Origin of the sequence: Rathayibacter sp. AY1A4, from assembly GCF_002930955.1 — a bacterium.
Taxonomy (GTDB): Bacteria; Actinomycetota; Actinomycetes; order Actinomycetales; family Microbacteriaceae; genus Rathayibacter.
The window spans coordinates 159,095-175,430 of the sequence record NZ_PSTN01000002.1 but is presented as its reverse complement, the minus strand read 5'-3'; the positions used below and the strand labels follow the sequence as shown (position 1 = coordinate 175,430).

Genomic DNA, 16,336 nt, shown 5'->3' with positions numbered 1-16,336 from the left:
ACCCCTCGAGGCCACCCATGACTCCCAGCATCCCGGGCGCCAAGCCCGTCATCTTCTCCGGCATGCAGCCCTCCTCCGGGTCGCTGCACCTCGGCAACTACATCGGCGCGCTGACCCAGTGGGTCGCGATGCAGGAGGACTTCGACGCCTACTTCTGCGTCGTCGACCTGCACGCGATCACGGTCCCGCAGGATCCGCAGCAGCTCCGCGAGCGCACCCGCGCGACCGCCGCGCAGTACATCGCCGCGGGCATCGACCCCGCGCGCTCGACCCTCTTCATCCAGTCCCACGTGCCCGCTCACGCCGAGCTCGCCTGGGTCCTCAACACCCTGACCGGCTTCGGCGAGGCCAGCCGGATGACGCAGTTCAAGGACAAGTCGGCGAAGCAGGGCGCCGAGGCCGCCTCGGTGGGCCTGTTCACCTACCCGATCCTGATGGCGGCCGACATCCTGCTGTACCAGACGGACGCGGTGCCGGTCGGCGAGGACCAGCGCCAGCACCTGGAGCTCACCCGCGATCTCGCCGCGCGCTTCAACTCGCGCTTCGGCGAGACCTTCGCCGTGCCGGAGCCCCACATCGTGCGCGAGACCGCGAAGATCTTCGACCTGCAGAACCCGGGCGCCAAGATGTCGAAGTCGGCGGAGTCGGATGCGGGCCTGCTCAGCGTGCTCGACGAGCCGAAGGCGACCGCGAAGAAGATCATGCGCGCCGTGACGGACACCGAGTCGGAGGTGCGCTTCGACCGGGCGGCGAAGCCCGGCGTCTCGAACCTGCTGACGATCTACTCGGTCCTCGCCGACCGCTCCGTCGAGTCGCTGGAGCAGGAGTACGCGGGCCGCGGCTACGGGGACCTCAAGAAGGGCCTCGTCGAGGTGGTCGCCGCCACCTTCGACCCGATCCGAGCGCGGACCGCGGAGCTGCTCGCCGACCCGGCCGAGCTCGACCGGGTCCTCTCCCTCGCCGCCGACCGCGCGTCCGAGACCGCGGAGCGCACGCTCGCCGCCGTCTACGACTCCGTCGGCCTCCTCCGCCGCGTCCGCTGAGGCGGCCGTGCTGCGGCTCGCGCTCTTCGACCTCGACGACACCCTCTTCGCCCATGCCCGCGCTGTGCGGGAGGGGATCGTCGCGTACGCCGCCTCGCTCGGCGCCGCCTACGCCGGCGAGCCGGCCGACGTGCAGCGCCGCTGGCACCTGCTCGAGGAGGAGCACTACCACCGCTACCTCGCGGGCGAGCTCGACTACGAGGGCCAGCGCCGGGCGCGCGCCACGGACTTCGCCGCGGAGGCCGGAGTCGGGCTGACTCCCGAGGAGGCGAGCTCCTGGTTCCGCGGGTACCTCGAGCACTACGTCGCCGCCTGGACCCTCCACGACGACGCGCTGCCCGTCCTCGACCGGCTCGACGCCGCCGGAGTCCGCCTCGGCGTCATCACCAACGGCGTGCTCGACTTCCAGCGGGGGAAGATCGAGGGCACGGGCCTCTCCGGTCGCTTCGAGCACGTGATCGCCTCCGGCGACGTCGGCGTCGCCAAGCCGGACGCGCGGATCTTCGCGATCGCCTGCGAGCGGTTCGGGGTCTCTCCGGAGGAGGCCCTCTACGTCGGCGACCGGCTCGGCACCGACGCCGTCGGAGCGGCCGCTGCGGGCCTGCGCGGCGTCTGGCTCGACCGCGTCGGCGGTCCCGAGCACGGCCGCGTGCTGCCGCCCGAGGCGGTCGAGCTGGGCGTGCACCGGATCGCTTCCCTGGACGAGCTGGACGCGCAGCTCGGGCTGTCGGCGGACTGAGGCCTCACCCGGTTCGGGTCTCGATATGCCGCCTGCAGCGACTACCCGACAAGCATGCAGGTCCGAATTGCCGGGTCTCGATGAGCCGTCTGCGGCGACCACTCGACCAGCATGGGTGTCCCCGAACCACCCCGTTGCGATACTCGTTGCGCCGTCGTCGGAACGACGAAGCGCCCCACCCGACCCGAGGGTCGGACAGGGCGCTTCACCGTGAACGGACGCACGTCATCCGCTCGCCGCACGAGGCGAACGGGGAGAACGCGTGTCAGCGTTGTCCCCTAACCGGACGGAACCCGCTCCCCGAGACGCGACCACCTCGATGAGCCGACCGCGCCGCGGCAGGCAGGGACTGCCGCGGAAGGAACTACTGCACGTCCTCGTCGATCCAGTCGAAGGTCTTGGTGACGGCCTTCTTCCAGAGGCGGTACTGGCGGGCGGCCTCGTCCTGGTCCATCTGCGGGGTCCAGCGCGAGTCCTCCTGCCAGTTCTGGCGCAGGTCGTCGAGGTTCTCCCAGAAGCCGACCGCGAGACCGGCCGCGTAGGCCGCTCCGAGCGCGGTGGTCTCCGCGACGACCGGTCGGACGACCGGGACGCCGAGGATGTCGGCCTGGAACTGCATGAGCAGGTTGTTGGCGATCATGCCGCCGTCGACCTTGAGCTCCTGCAGGGGGACGCCGGAGTCGGCGTTGACCGCGTCCAGGACCTCGCGGGTCTGGAAGGCGGTCGCCTCGAGCGCGGCGCGGGCGATGTGGCCCTTGTTGACGTAGCGGGTGAGGCCGACGAGGGCTCCGCGGGCGTCGGAGCGCCAGTAGGGGGCGAACAGACCCGAGAAGGCGGGGACGAAGTACGCGCCTCCGTTGTCCTCGACCGTGGCGGCCAGCGCCTCGACCTCGGGGGCCGAGCCGATGAGGCCCAGGTTGTCGCGCAGCCACTGGATCAGCGAGCCGGAGACCGCGATCGAGCCCTCGAGCGCGTAGTGCACCTCGCCGTCGCCGAGCTTGTAGCCGATGGTGGTGAGCAGACCGTTCTTCGAGTGGACGATCTCGGTGCCCGTGTTGAAGATCAGGAAGTTGCCGGTGCCGTAGGTGTTCTTCGCCTCGCCCGGGTCGAACGCCGCCTGACCGAAGGTCGCGGCCTGCTGGTCGCCGAGGATGCCGGCGATCGGGACCTCGCGCAGCAGCGACGACGACTCGACGTGGCCGTAGACCTCGGAGGAGGAGCAGACCTCGGGGAGCATCGACTTCGGGACCCCGAAGGCCTCGAGGATGTCGTCGCGCCACTCGAGGGTCTCGAGGTCGAGGAACAGGGTGCGGGAGGCGTTGGTGACGTCGGTCTTGTGGACGCCGCCGTCGATGCCGCCGGTCAGGTTCCAGAGGACCCAGGTGTCCGTCGTGCCGAAGATCAGGTCGCCCGCCTCGGCCTTCTCGCGCGCGCCCTCGACGTTCTCGAGGATCCAGACGATCTTGGTGCCGGAGAAGTAGGTCGCGAGCGGGAGGCCCACGATCGACTTGAAGCGGTCAGCGCCCTCGTCGCCGGCGAGGCGGTCGACGATCGACTGGGTGCGGGTGTCCTGCCAGACGATGGCGTTGTAGACGGGCTTGCCGGTCGTCCTGTCCCAGACGACAGCGGTCTCGCGCTGGTTGGTGATGCCGACGGAGGCGATGTCGTGGCGGGTCAGGTCGGCGCGGGAGAGAGCCTGGCCGATCACCTCGCGGACGTTGTTCCAGATCTCGATCGGGTCGTGCTCGACCCAGCCGGCGCGCGGGAAGATCTGCTCGTGCTCCTTCTGGCCGGTGGAGACGATCGATCCCTTCTTGTCGAAGATGATCGCGCGGGACGACGTGGTCCCCTGGTCGATAGCGATGACGTAGTCAGCCATGAATGATTACTCCTTCGTAACGGGGGTGAAAGGAAGCGCGGCGGTCTAGAGGACCGGGAGCAGCACGAGCGAGGCGAGGCCCGCGAGCACTCCACCGACGATCGGGCCGGCGACGGGCACCCAGGCGTAGCTCCAGTCGCTCGAGCCCTTGCCCTTGATCGGCAGCAGCGCGTGCGCGATGCGGGGGCCGAGGTCGCGGGCGGGGTTGATGGCGTAGCCGGTCGGGCCGCCGAGGGAGGCGCCGATCGCGATCACCAGGATGGCGACGGGCAGCGCGCCGAGCGCGGCCAGACCGCCGTCGCCCTGACGTCCGCCGCCGAAGCCGATGACGACGAAGACGAGGACGAAGGTGCCGATGACCTCGGTGACGAAGTTCCAGCCGTACGAGCGGATCGCCGGGCCGGTCGAGAAGACGCCGAGCTTGTTGGCCGCGTCGGGCTCCTCGTCGAAGTGCTGCTTGTAGGCGAGCCAGCAGAAGACGGCACCGAGGATCGCACCGATCATCTGGGCGAGGATGTAGACGAGGATCGAGACGATGTTGACGGGCACGCCGGAACCGAACTCGGTCGCTCCGCTCGCGACGAGGCCCAGGGTGACCGCGGGGTTGAGGTGCGCCCCCGAGTTGTACGAGACGATCACACCGGCGAAGACCGCGAAGCCCCAGCCGATGTTGACCATGAGGGTTCCGCCGTTGAGACCCTTGCTCTTCACGAGCGCGACGTTGGCGACGACACCGCAGCCGAGGAGCACGAGCATGGCCGTTCCCACGACTTCGGCGAGGAAGACCACTCCGAGATTGTCCACGTTGACCTTTTCCTTTTCGTAAGACGGACGCGCACAGGCATCCGCGGCGGGCTTCGATGCCCGACGGTGTGAAGTTATCGGCGCCCTGTCCTAGCGACAAGGAACGGCGCGTGCACGTTTGTGCGTTGTCACGACGGAAGCCCCGGTCGAGGTGATCCTCGGTCCGGGGCTTCCGTCGATCCGCGCCTGATCGCCGATCAGGAGGCGGGCACGGCCGTCGGGGTCTGCACCGAGGTGCCCCCGACGTCGACGCCGTTGTACTCCTTGAGGTGCGCGATGGTCGCGTCGACCTCCGACGCGCGGGCGGCGTCGTCCCAGCCCAGCACGGCGCCCGTGTGCTCGGCGAGCTCCTCGAGGAGCTCGCGGCTCAGGCCGCCCGTGAAGGCGTGGTTGGTGCGGCGCATCACCAGGTCGATGAGGTGCACCACGCTCTCGCGCTGGGCGAGGTAGCGGATCTCACCGGTGGTGAAGTCCTTGTCGAAGTCGAGCGCCTCGTCGTGTCCGTCGGCCAGGGCCTCGATGACCTCCTGCGCGCGGGTGCCGTAGCGCTCGAGCAGCTGGCCCGTGCGGGCCGAGGAGAGCCCGGAGCGGTGCTGGCTGATCCACTGCGCGCGGGACGCGTCGGTGCGCGGGAAGCCCTTGCCGCCTCCGATGGGGGTCTTCACGGTGGAGACGCGACGGGTCACGCCGATCCGCTTGAAGACCTCGTTCGAGAGGTGCTCCGACAGGGCGCGGAACGTCGTCCACTTGCCGCCGACCAGGCTGAGCACGGGCGAGCCGTTGCCGGGGAGCGTCGAGGGCTCGATGCGGTAGTCGCGGGAGACGAAGCCCGGGGCCTCGTCGTCGTGGCGGGGCAGCGGGCGGATGCCGGAGAACTTGAAGACGATCTGCGAACGGTCCACGCGGATGGCCGGGAAGACGTGGTTGACGAGCTCGAAGAAGTAGTCGATCTCCTCCTCCGTGCACACCGCCGGCTTCGTGGGGTCGGCGTCGATGTCGGTCGTGCCGACCATCACGCGGCCCTTGAGCGGGTAGATGAGGACGATGCGTCCGTCGCTGTGCTCGAAGAACATCTCGCGACCCTCGCAGGCCTCGACCAGCTCGGGGTTGTCGAGCACGATGTGCGAGCCCTTGGTGCCGCCCATGAATTTCGTGGACGTGCCGAGGGCCGTGTTGGTGAAGTCGGTCCACGGTCCGGAGACGTTGACGACGACGTCCGCCGCGAAGGTGAACTCCTCGCCGGACTCGCGGTCGCGGAGGACGACGCCCTTCTCGTCGGCGCCGACGGCCTCGACGTAGTTGGCCGCGCGGGCCTTCCTGCCGCCGATCAGCGCGTCGTGGAGCACGTCGAGCGCGAGGCGCTCGGGCTCGTGCACGGAGGCGTCGAAGTAGGTGGCGGTGTACTTGATCTTCGGGTCGAGCTTGGGGAGCTCGTTCAGCGAGCGCTTGCGCCCGTGGAACTGGTGGCGCGGGACCGTGCCGCCGTCGCGGGAGAAGAAGTCGTACATCGTGAGGCCGACCTTGATCAGCAGCGCACCGCGCTCCTGCGGCTTGCCCGACTTGTGGGTCAGGAAGCGCAGCGGAGCCGCGAGGATGCCCGAGAACGTCGAGTAGATCGGGATCGTCGTCTGCAGCGGCTTCACGTAATGGGGAGCGATCTTCAGCAGGCCGTTGCGCTCGTGCACGCCCTCGTTGACGAGTCGGAACTCGCCGTTCTCGAGGTAGCGGATGCCGCCGTGGATCATGTGGCTCGAGGCGCTCGAGGCACCAGAGACGTAGTCGCCGCGCTCGACGAGGGCGACGTCGACGCCGTTGAGCGCGAGCTCGCGGAAGGTCCCGATGCCGTTGATGCCACCGCCGATGACCAGGACCGTGGCGCGGGGGTTGTCGCGGAGAGCAGCGACGCTCTCGCGCAGAGCGGAGTTTCCGGGAGTTCCGTCGGACTGTGCCACTTCGTACTCGCCTTCGTGTCGTAGGGGTGTCGTCGAGGCCTCCGCACCAGCGTGCACCGGGGAGATGACCGATTGATTTCGCGGAGGAATACAGCCATCCTTGACCCGACAACACATCCGGTCAAGACGGGTGGAAATCCGTGCAGGGAGCGCTATGACCCCGGTGAGACCGGTCGTCGAACTCGACGAGACGACCCACGCGACCCATCCCGACAAGACGCGGGACGCGCTGCGTGCGGCCCAGCTGTACTACATGCAGGATCTGACGATGGACGCGATCGCGCACGAGCTGCACACGTCGCGCTCCTCCGTCTCGCGCCTGCTCTCGCACGCCCGCGCGACCGGCCTGGTCGACATCCAGATCCGCTCCCCCCTCGACCGGGCGAGCGCCCTCTCGGCCGAGGTGCGGTCCCACTTCGACATCACGGCGCACATCGTGCCGGTGCCGGACCACACCAGCGAGATCGACCGGCTCGAGCGGGTCGCCCTGTCCGCAGCGAGGATCCTCGGGCAGTTCATCGATTCGAACATGATCGTCGGCATCGCCTGGGGCTCCACGATGAGCGCGATCAGCCGCCACCTGATCGCCAAGGAGACGCACAACACGCAGATCGTGCAGCTGAACGGCGCCGGCAACACCGAGACCACGGGCATCAACTACTCGAGCGAGATCCTCCGCCGCTTCGGTGACGCCTACGCGGCGAAGGTCCAGCAGTTCCCGGTGCCGGCGTTCTTCGACGACCCGACCACCAAGCAGGCGGTGTGGCGCGAGCGCTCCACCCGACGGGTCCTGGAGCTGCAGCAGCGGATGGACGTGGCGCTGTTCGGGCTCGGGTCGCCGTTCGCGGCGGTCCCCTCGAAGGTCTACATCGGCGGCTACCTGGAGCCGAGCGACTTCACCTCGCTCAGCGGCTCCGGGGTCGTCGGCGATGTCGCGACGGTGTTCTACCGGTCCGACGGCAGCTGGGACGACATCCCCATGAACGAACGTGCAAGCGGTCCGGACCTCTCCACCGTGCGCCGCGCGTCGCGCCGGATCTGCGTCGTCTCGGGCGCCTCGAAGCTGCCGGGCCTGCGCGGCGCCCTGGCGGCCGGCCTCATCACCGACCTCATCCTCGATGAGGGAACGGCCCGCGCCCTCATCTCGGACTGACGACTCCCGCCCCCTCCGCGGGGACGCCGGTCGGGTACGCGGCACGCCGACGCGAGCGCACCGGAGCGGCGTCTCGCGGGAGCGGTCAGGACTCGCGGGCGTGCGCGTCGAGGAACTCGTAGACCTCGGCGTCGTCGATGCCGGGGAAGGTCCCCGACGGCAGCGGCGCGAGCACGTGCGCGTGCAGGCGCGCGCTCGGCCAGGCGTTGCCGTCCCAGCGCGCGGCGAGCTCCGACGGGGCGCGCCGGCAGCAGGACTCGTCGGGGCAGCGGGAGAGCTCGCGGCGGTCGGTGTCGCGGCCGCGGAAGAAGCGGGCCTCGGCGAACGGGACGCCCACGGTGATCGAGAACTCCTCGGTGGCGGTCGTGCCGGTCTGCGACGCCGACCAGAAGGTCCCCGCCGGGGTGTCGACGTACTGGTAGTACTCCGTCGTCCGGTTGGTCCGGGTGAACGCGGAGCGCGCCGACCAGTAGCGGCAGACCACCTGGCCCTCGACGGCCCCGGTGACGTCGGTCGGCAGCGGCAGCCCGTCGTTCTCGTAGGCCTTCTGGATCGAGCCGTCTCCCAGCACCCGCAGGAAGTGCATCCGGATGTCGAGGTGCGAGGTGAGCAGGTTCGTGAAGCGCAGGGCGGCGGCCTCGTGGGTGACGCCGAAGCCGTCGCGGAAGTCCTCCACCGAGATGTCCCGCTCGCGCTTCGCCTCCTGGAGGAACGCGACCGCCGGCTCCAGCGGCATCAGGCACGCTGCGGCGAAGTAGTTGATCTCGAGGCGCTGGCGGAGGAAGTCGGCGTAGGTCACCGGCCGCTCGTGCCCGAGGAGGCGGTGCGCCATCGCCTGCAGCGCCAGCGCCCGCAGGCCGTGGCCCCCGGGGATCGAGGCGGGCGGGAGGTAGATCCTGCCGTTCGCGAGGTCGATCACCGAGCGGGCGGAGTGCGGCAGGTCGCCGACGTGGATGATCTCGAAGCCGAGGTGCCGGGCCATCTTCGAGACGGAGCTGTGGGTCAGTGCTCCTCCGCGGTGCCCGACGGTCCGGAGCATCTCGCCCGCCACCTCCTCGATCTCGGGCAGGTAGGAGCTGCGCTCGCGCAGCTGGAGCCGCTGGGCGGTGTTGGCCCGGCGCGCCTCCTCCGGTGTGGCACTCGCCTCGCTCCGGCGACGGGCGAGCTCGCGGTAGACGCCGAGGAACGCCTCCAGCACGGGCGTGCTCAGCCCCTTGTTGACCTTGAACTCGGGCAGGCCGAGCGAGCGGTACAGCGACCCCTTCTGCACGCGCGCCAGCTCGATCTCCAGCGCGGCCCGCTCGCTCGGCGGCTCGTCCGAGAGCAGCGCCGCCAGCTCGACGCCGAGCGCGGCCGCGAGGCGCTGCAGGAGGGAGAGGCGCGGCTCGCGGCGGCCCGTCTCGATCAGCGAGAGCTGGCTCCCCGACACGTCGACGCGCTCGGCGAGCTGCCCGAGGGTCATACCGCGCCGGGTACGGAAGTGGCGCAGGCGCTGCCCGAGCAGCACGACGTCGGAGCCCGGGGCGGGTGTCGAGGGATCGGTCACGGCGAGCTCCAGCGGTCGGTTGTGACGAAAGCGCAAAAAGACGGTTTCTTGACCGCCGGAGCGCCGGGAATACCTCCTGATCCTCCTCCATCCTGGCTTCAGGCGCCACTGAGCGCCCCTCCCGGCCCGGCCGGCCTCTTCCCGGCTGCGGCCGGCGACTCCCCACCCCCGTCGACGACGACCACCGAAAGCGGAGCCAGCATGAGCATCTACAGCAACACCGTCCGACTCGAGCCGAGCACCATGACCGCGCCGACGTCCGTCCCCGCGCCCGTCGTGCCGCCGGCGCCCCTCGCCCTCCGCCGCTGGGTGCGCGAGACCGCCGCGATCCTCCAGCCCGACGCGATCGAGTGGAGCGACGGCTCCCCCGCGGAGTGGTACCGCCTGACCGAGCGGCTCGTCGCCTCCGGCACGCTCCTCCCGCTCAATCCGGAGTGGCGGCCCGGCTCGTTCCTGGCCCGCACCGACCCGGACGACGTCGCCCGGGTCGAGGACCGCACCTTCATCTGCACGACCGACGAGGCCGACGCGGGACCGACCAACAACTGGCGCGAGCCCGCCGCGATGAGGGCCGAGCTCGCTCCCCTCCTCGACGGAGCGATGCGCGGACGGACGATGTACGTCGTCCCGTTCTCGATGGGGCCCGTCGGCGGTCCGCTCTCGCAGCTGGGCGTCCAGGTCACCGACTCGGCCTACGCGGTGCTGAACCTGCGGATCATGGCGCGCGTGGGCTCCGAGCCGCTCGCCGCCTTCACCGAGGAGACCCCGTTCGTCCGCGGCGTGCACACCGTGGGGCTGCCCCTCCGCGACGCGGACGGCGTCACCCGCGAGGACGTCGCCTGGCCGTGCAGCCCCGTGAAGTACATCACCCAGTTCCCGGAGACGCGCGAGATCGTCTCGTACGGCTCCGGCTACGGCGGCAACGCCCTGCTGGCGAAGAAGTGCTTCGCCCTGCGCATCGCCTCGGCGATGGGGCGCGAGGAGGGCTGGCTCGCCGAGCACATGCTGCTGATCCGCATCGTCTCGCCCGAGGGACGGCGCTACCACGTCGCCGCCGCCTTCCCGAGCGCGTGCGGCAAGACCAACCTCGCGATGATGCAGCCCGCGATCCCCGGCTGGCGGGTCGAGACGCTGGGCGACGACATCACCTGGATGCGTCGCGGCGAGGACGGACGCCTCTGGGCGATGAACCCCGAGACGGGCTTCTTCGGCGTCGCTCCCGGCACCGGGGAGACCTCGAACCCGAACGCCGTGCAGACGCTCTGGGGCAACACGATCTTCACCAACGTCGCGCTCCGCGAGGACGGCGACGTGTGGTGGGAGGGCCTGACCGACGAGGTCCCGGAGCGGCTGACCGACTGGCGCGGGCAGCCGTGGACGCCGTCGTCCGGCACGCCCGCCGCGCACCCCAACTCCCGCTTCACCGCGCCGGCCGCGCAGTGCCCGTCGCTCTCCGCCGACTGGGACGCCCACGAGGGCGTGCCGCTGGACGCGATCGTCTTCGGTGGCCGACGGGCGAGCAACGTCCCGCTGGTCACGCAGGCCACCTCGTGGCAGCACGGCGTCTTCCTGGGTGCGACCGTCGCCTCCGAGAAGACCGCGGCCGCGGAGGGCACGGTCGGGGAGCTGCGCCGCGATCCGTTCGCGATGCTCCCCTTCTGCGGCTACAACATGGCCGACTACTTCGCGCACTGGCTCGCGATCGGCGCCGAGCTCGGCGATGCGGCGCCGGCCGTGTTCCAGGTCAACTGGTTCCGGAAGGACGCGGACGGCGAGTTCCTCTGGCCCGGCTTCGGCGAGAACGCGCGGGTGCTGCAGTGGCTCGTCCGCCGCCTGGAGGGGCTGGCGGAGGCGCGGCGGAGCCCCCTCGGCGACCTGCCGCTCGCGATCAACACGCACGGGCTCCGGCTCTCCGCGGCCCAGAAGGAGGAGCTGTTCTCCGTCCCGGTCGAGGCGTGGCTGGAGGAGTGCGCGCTCACGGAGGAGTTCTTCACGCGGTTCGGCGACCGGCTGCCGCCCGAGCTGACCGCCGAGCTCCAGGCCCTGCGGCTCCGGCTCCTCGCCGAGAAGCTGCCGCTGGCGGCCTGATCCCCCTGACCGAGCCGGCTCCGGCCGGACACCCCTGTGGCCCGCGGGCGGATCATCCCCCTTTCCTCGCACCCCCGCGGGTCCACTCCCCCCTTCCGCTCCCACGACGACGGGCACCATGACCGACCGCATCACGCTCCGCTTCCTCGCCGCCCCGCAGGACGCCACCGCCGACGGCCGCAGCGCCCAGGCCGGGCGCGTCCTCGAGTGGATCGACAAGGCCGGCTACGCCTGCGCCGTGGGCTGGAGCGGCGGCTACTGCGTGACGGCGTACGTCGGCAACGTCCACTTCACCCGGCCCATCTCGGTCGGCAACCTGATCGAGGCGACCGCCCGCGTCATCCACACCGGGCGCACGAGCATGCACGTGCTGGTGCAGGTCGCGCAGGCGGATCCGCGGACCGGCCTCTACGAGGACGCCACGCACTGCCTCCTCGTGTTCGTGGCCGTCGACGACGAGAAGAGGCCGCGGTCGGTCCCGGAGTGGCGGCCCCGCTCGATCGAGGACCTGTCCCTCGCCGAGGGGGCCGCCGCGCGCATCGAGGGCCGCCGACGGCTGCACGACGTGATGCGCGCCCAGGAGTACACCGAGGAGGGCACCGGTCCGCGGATCGTGTTCCGCTTCCTCGCGGCACCGGGAGACGTCAACTGGGGCGGCAACGCCCACGGCGGGATCGTGATGCGCTGGATCGACGAGGCGGCCGACGCGGTCGCGCAGCGCTGGACCGGCCGCGACTCTGTGGCCGTCTACTCCGGGGGGATCCACTTCTACCGTCCGGTGCGCATCGGGCATCTCGTCGAGGTGGAGGCGCGCCTCATCCACACGAGCGCCCGGAGCATGCACCTGGCGGTGCATGTGCGCTCCGGGGACCCGCGGACCGGCGAGCTGGAGCTGACCACGCAGTGCCGGAGCGTCTTCGTGGTGCGGGGCGCCGACGGGGCGGCCGAGCCGGTCCCGCCTCTCGAGCCGCGGACCGAGGAGGACCGGCGTCTGGACGCCCATGCGCGCGAGCTGATCCTCCTGCGCGCGGCGCTGCCGCCGCTCCCGCTCGCGGGGACGGCCGGCGCTAGGGTCGGAGCGTGAAGCTGCCGATCCTCGTCCTCAACGGCCCGAACCTGAACCTGCTCGGCACCCGCGAGCCCGAGCTCTACGGCTCGGACACCCTCGCCGACGCCGAGGCGCTGGCGGCGGAGGCTGCCGAGCGGCACGGCTTCACGGTCGAGACCTTCCAGAGCAGCTCGGAGGGCGCGATCGTCGACCGGCTGCACGCGGCTCGCGGCTCCGTCTCGGGAGTGGTGCTCAACGCCGGGGCGTACACGCACACGTCGATCGCGATCCGCGACGCCGTCCTCGCGACCGAGCTGCCGATGGTCGAGGTGCACGTGAGCAACGTGCACCGGCGTGAGCCGTTCCGGCAGCACTCCTACCTCTCGGACGTCGCGATCGCCGTGATCGTCGGCGCGGGCATCGCCGGCTACGGCTACGCGGTGGACGTGCTCGCGCGAGCGGCGGAGAAGCGATGAGCGGGCTCGGACGCTCCTTCGGCAGCGCGGTCGACGCCTACGACCGCGGGCGGCCCGGCTACCCCGACGACGCCGTCGACTGGATCGTGGGGCACGCCCCCGCGCGGGTGGCGGGCGCCTTCGTCCCGGAGCGGGCCCGCGCGGCGGGAGCCGACGCCTCCGATCGGCTGCGCGCCGTGGACCTCGGCGCGGGAACGGGCAAGTTCACCGCGTCGCTCGCGTCCCGCGGCCTCGACGTGACCGCGGTCGAGCCCGACGCGGAGATGCTCGCGCGGCTCGCCTCGAATCTGCCGGCGGTCCGCCCCGAGGAGGGGACGGCCGAGGCGATCCCCGCCGCGGACGCCTCCGCGGAGCTCGTCACCGCCGCGCAGTCGTGGCACTGGGTCGACGCCGAGCGCGCGGGAGCCGAAGTCGCCCGCGTCCTGGTGCCGGAGGGCGTGCTCGCGCTGGTGTGGAACATCCGCGACGAGTCGGTCCCCTGGGTGCGCCGGCTCGGCGAGGTCGCCGGAGCCTCCACCGCCGAGCGCTTCGAGACGCTCCGGCCGCCGCTCGGCTCCGCTCTCGAGCGGGTGGCGTTCGCGGCCTTCGAGTGGTCCTTCGAGCTGGACCGAGCCGGGGTGCGGGACATGTTCGCGTCCCGCAGCTACATCATCGCGATGCCCGACGAGAAGCGCGCCGCGGTCCTCGCGGCGGTCGACGCCGTGGTGGACGAGGAGTCGGGCGGGAGCGGGACCGTCGCGATGCCGTACTCGACGCGCGTGACGATCGCGCGCCGCTCCTCCTCCGCCTGACTCCGCGCCGCGCGCCGCGGACCGCCCCGCCCGCCGACTACCCTCGGAGGGCGCCGCACCGGCGCGAGCACCGAGAGCACGAGGAGAGACGCACGTGAGCATCATCGCCGCCGCAGACGGGTCCGCACTGGGCAACCCCGGCCCCGCCGGCTGGGCCTGGTACGTCGACGACGAGCGCTGGGCCGCGGGCGGCTGGTCGCACGGCACGAACAACATCGGCGAGCTCACCGCGGTGCTCGAGCTGCTGCGCGCGACCGCGCAGGAGGAGGAGCCGCTGCACATCCTCTGCGACAGCCAGTACGCCATCAAGGCCTGCACCGAGTGGCTGCCGGGCTGGAAGCGGAAGGGCTGGCGCAAGGCCGACGGCAAGCCGGTGATGAACGTCGAGATCATCAAGGCGCTCGACGAGGAGCTGCAGGGCCGGGCGGTCACCTTCGAGTGGGTGAAGGGGCACGCCAACCACCGGATGAACGAGGCCGCCGATGTCCGTGCCCGGAGCGCCGCGACCGCCTACCAGCGCCGGCAGCCCGTCGACGCCGGACCCGGATGGCCGACGGCCGCCGCCGCGCCCGCCGCGGCCGCCGCGCCCCCCGTCGAGGACTCCGCCACCCTCTTCTAGCCGCGTTCCCCCTGGGGCAGCCGCAGCAGCCCCGTCGCCACCAGCTCGCGCACCCGCGGCAGCACCGAGTCGGACACCGCCTCCTCCTCGACCTGGAGGAGCGAGGCGACCGCCGCCGCGATCGCCGCCACCGAGAGCTCGCCGTCGCAGGCGCCGACCACGGCGGCGAGCGCCGTGTCGACCTCCTCGACCCGGGCGAAGCCGCCGCCCTGGCGCAGCCGCAGCACCGTCGGATCGTCGTTGCCCGGCCAGTAGTGCCGCTCCTCCGTGACGTCTCCGGCGACGACCAGGGCGAGACCCGCCAGAGCGCGGTCGTCGATCGACGCGAGGGCCTCGGCCGCGTCGAGGCAGGCGGCGAGGTGGCCGCCCAGGCCCGCGGTCGCGACCGGCGTGGTGATCCGCTCGAGGCGGCGGATCGGCGGGCGAGGATGCTCGGGCAGGCGGAGCGTGACGTAGCCGAAGCCGACGCCGGTCACCCCGCGCCGCTCGAAGTCGGTCAGCCAGGCGTCGACCAGCGCGTCGAACGCGGGGCCGCGAGTCGTGCCGCCGTCCCGGATCCAGGTCTCGGCGTAGACCGCCGGATCCTGACGCTCGCGCTCCACGACCCAGACGTCCAGCGGAGAGGCGGTCCCGCCCATCCAGGCGTCGAGCCCCTCGGGCCCCGCCTCGAGCGCCTGCTCCAGCGGGCTGCGGGCGTCGGCGAGCCAGTCCGCGATCCGGTCGAAGGCGTCCGCGCCCTCCCGGTACTCCCAGTTCCCCAGGAGCTGCGCGACACCGCCGGGCACCAGGTGCTCGGCTGCTCCGAGGATGACGCGGCGCACGATCTCGTCGCCCTCCAGCCCGCCGTCGCGGTACTCGTAGGAGGGGACGCCCTCGGCTCGCGGCGTGATGACGAACGGCGGGTTCGTGACGATGTGGTCGAAGCGCTCCCCCGCGACCGGCTCGTAGAGGCTGCCGAGGCGGAACTCGATGTTCTCGATCCCGTTGAGCGCCGCGGTGAAGGAGGCGAGCGCGAGCGCGCGCTCGGAGATGTCGGTGGCGACCACCTGCTCGGCGTGGCGGGAGGCGTGCAGCGCCTGGATCCCGCAGCCGGTCCCCAGGTCGAGCACGCGGCCGACGGGTCGCTGGATCATCAGGCCGGTCAGCGTGAGGCTCGCGCCGCCGACGCCGAGCACGTGGTCCTCGTCGAGCGCGCGGCCGAGGGCGAGCTCCCCGAGGTCGGAGGCGATCCACCAGGAGGCAGCGCCGCGCTGGTCGACCACGTCGTAGGGGCGCAGGTCGAGGGCCGCGGTGACGACGGCTCCGGCCTCGACGCGCACCAGGCCGAGCTCCACCGCCCCCTCCAGCGCGAGAGCGCCGAACGCCTCGTCCGCGTCGTCGGCCGAGACGGGATCGGCCAGGAGGAACAGGCGGGCGAGGGTGGCCAGCGCGTCGTGGTCGCCGCTGCGCTCGAGGGCGCGGCGGGCGGGGACCCGGTCGCCGCGGTGCAGCGCCTCGGCCGCTTCGTCGCCCCAGAGCCCCCGCACGGCGTCCACGCCGTAGCGGGCGCGGATCAGGTCGTCGCGCAGGAGGGCGATACGGGCTCGGTCGAACGGGTCTGCGGAGAACACCGCTCCATCCTCCTGCACACGGGTCGGCCACCGGGGCCGCCGCGGCCGTACGATCGGAGGCATGCCGCTGACCGGAGAGTACGAACCCAGCACGTCCGAGTGGGCCCGCGAGCAGGCGGAGCTCTACGAGCGGACCGGCGGAGCCGAGGGCAACCTCCTCCGCGGCCGCCCCATCATCGTCCTGACCACCGTCGGCTCGAAGAGCGGGAAGCTCCGGAAGACCGCGCTGATGCGCGTCGAGCACGAGGGCGAGTACGTGGTCGTCGCGTCCAAGGGCGGCGCGCCCGAGCACCCCGTCTGGTACGGCAACATGCTCAAGGAGCCGCACGTCGAGCTGCAGGACGGGCCCGTGAAGAAGGACTACGCCGCGAGCGTGCTCGAGGGCGATCTGCGCGCGGCCTGGTGGGAGCGCGCGGTCGCCGCGTGGCCGGACTACGCCGAGTACCAGACGAAGACCGAGCGGCAGATCCCGCTCGTGCTGCTCACTCCCTGGTCCTGAGCGCGGCGGGCGGCTCGGCTCGTCGCTGAGGCGGCCGTCCTCCGGTCGAGGACGCGCCGCACGGCAGGCGCCTCACGCGGGCGGCGAGC

At 71.8% G+C, this 16,336-nt stretch carries 14 protein-coding genes; 9 read left to right on the top strand and 5 right to left on the bottom strand.

The window, feature by feature from the left end; translation table 11 throughout:
- Positions 1-17: 17 nt before the first annotated feature.
- Both trpS and C5B92_RS02425 read left to right on the top strand, forming a co-directional pair.
- On the top strand, positions 18-1,043 hold the full coding sequence (gene trpS / locus C5B92_RS02430; protein ID WP_104350029.1) for a tryptophan--tRNA ligase: 1,026 nt from the start codon (positions 18-20) through the stop codon (positions 1,041-1,043).
- A 7-nt stretch (positions 1,044-1,050) separates the two neighbouring features.
- Positions 1,051-1,782, top strand: coding sequence for an HAD family hydrolase (locus C5B92_RS02425; protein WP_104255406.1), 732 nt, complete (start codon positions 1,051-1,053; stop codon positions 1,780-1,782).
- A 364-nt stretch (positions 1,783-2,146) separates the two neighbouring features.
- Here C5B92_RS02425 and glpK read toward each other — a convergent pair whose 3' ends face one another.
- The 3 genes from glpK to C5B92_RS02410 form a co-directional block, all read right to left on the bottom strand.
- Positions 2,147-3,661, bottom strand: coding sequence for a glycerol kinase GlpK (gene glpK, locus C5B92_RS02420; protein WP_104226427.1), 1,515 nt, complete (start codon positions 3,659-3,661; stop codon positions 2,147-2,149).
- Positions 3,662-3,706: 45 nt separating this feature from the next.
- Entirely contained in the window at positions 3,707-4,417 is a 711-nt protein-coding gene (locus C5B92_RS02415) for an MIP/aquaporin family protein (RefSeq protein WP_374952909.1), read from the bottom strand.
- 245 nt (positions 4,418-4,662) lie between these two features.
- Positions 4,663-6,417 carry a glycerol-3-phosphate dehydrogenase/oxidase gene (locus C5B92_RS02410; RefSeq protein ID WP_258061232.1) on the bottom strand — a complete coding sequence of 585 codons (1,755 nt, stop codon included), beginning with the start codon at positions 6,415-6,417 and terminating at the stop codon, positions 4,663-4,665.
- Positions 6,418-6,670: 253 nt separating this feature from the next.
- Between C5B92_RS02410 and C5B92_RS02405 the strand changes: the two genes are divergently transcribed.
- A complete protein-coding gene (locus C5B92_RS02405) occupies positions 6,671-7,570 on the top strand; it encodes a sugar-binding transcriptional regulator (RefSeq protein ID WP_374952908.1) in 900 nt (299 codons plus the stop codon).
- 85 nt (positions 7,571-7,655) lie between these two features.
- Here the strand turns inward: C5B92_RS02405 and C5B92_RS02400 are convergent, their stop codons facing one another.
- The gene (locus tag C5B92_RS02400; RefSeq protein ID WP_258061231.1) at positions 7,656-9,116 is read right to left on the bottom strand and encodes a helix-turn-helix domain-containing protein; all 1,461 of its coding nucleotides are present in this window, start codon (positions 9,114-9,116) and stop codon (positions 7,656-7,658) included.
- A 243-nt stretch (positions 9,117-9,359) separates the two neighbouring features.
- On the opposite strand from C5B92_RS02400, the gene C5B92_RS02395 reads away from it, so the two are divergent.
- The 5 genes from C5B92_RS02395 to C5B92_RS02375 all read left to right on the top strand — a co-directional run bounded on the left by C5B92_RS02395 (position 9,360) and on the right by C5B92_RS02375 (position 14,138).
- Positions 9,360-11,204, top strand: coding sequence for a phosphoenolpyruvate carboxykinase (GTP) (locus tag C5B92_RS02395; protein WP_104350038.1), 1,845 nt, complete (start codon positions 9,360-9,362; stop codon positions 11,202-11,204).
- Between the two features lie 118 nt (positions 11,205-11,322).
- Positions 11,323-12,288, top strand: coding sequence for an acyl-CoA thioesterase (locus tag C5B92_RS02390; protein ID WP_104255407.1), 966 nt, complete (start codon positions 11,323-11,325; stop codon positions 12,286-12,288).
- Complete coding sequence (gene aroQ, locus C5B92_RS02385) at positions 12,285-12,728, top strand: type II 3-dehydroquinate dehydratase (protein ID WP_104238317.1); 444 nt, start codon at positions 12,285-12,287, stop codon at positions 12,726-12,728. Before C5B92_RS02390 ends, aroQ begins: the two co-directional genes overlap by 4 nt.
- Entirely contained in the window at positions 12,725-13,519 is a 795-nt protein-coding gene (locus C5B92_RS02380) for a class I SAM-dependent methyltransferase (RefSeq protein ID WP_104255408.1), read from the top strand. The genes aroQ and C5B92_RS02380 overlap by 4 nt, the downstream gene beginning before the upstream one ends.
- A gap of 94 nt (positions 13,520-13,613) precedes the next feature.
- On the top strand, positions 13,614-14,138 hold the full coding sequence (locus C5B92_RS02375) for a ribonuclease H (protein WP_104223203.1): 525 nt from the start codon (positions 13,614-13,616) through the stop codon (positions 14,136-14,138).
- On the opposite strand, the gene C5B92_RS02370 is transcribed toward C5B92_RS02375, so the two are convergent.
- On the bottom strand, positions 14,135-15,748 hold the full coding sequence (locus C5B92_RS02370) for a methyltransferase (RefSeq protein ID WP_258061230.1): 1,614 nt from the start codon (positions 15,746-15,748) through the stop codon (positions 14,135-14,137). The genes C5B92_RS02375 and C5B92_RS02370 overlap by 4 nt on opposite strands.
- Positions 15,749-15,809: 61 nt before the next feature.
- On the opposite strand from C5B92_RS02370, the gene C5B92_RS02365 reads away from it, so the two are divergent.
- Positions 15,810-16,247 (top strand): nitroreductase family deazaflavin-dependent oxidoreductase, encoded by a 438-nt coding sequence (locus tag C5B92_RS02365; protein WP_104223205.1) that lies wholly within the window; start codon positions 15,810-15,812, stop codon positions 16,245-16,247.
- Positions 16,248-16,336: the final 89 nt, after the last annotated feature.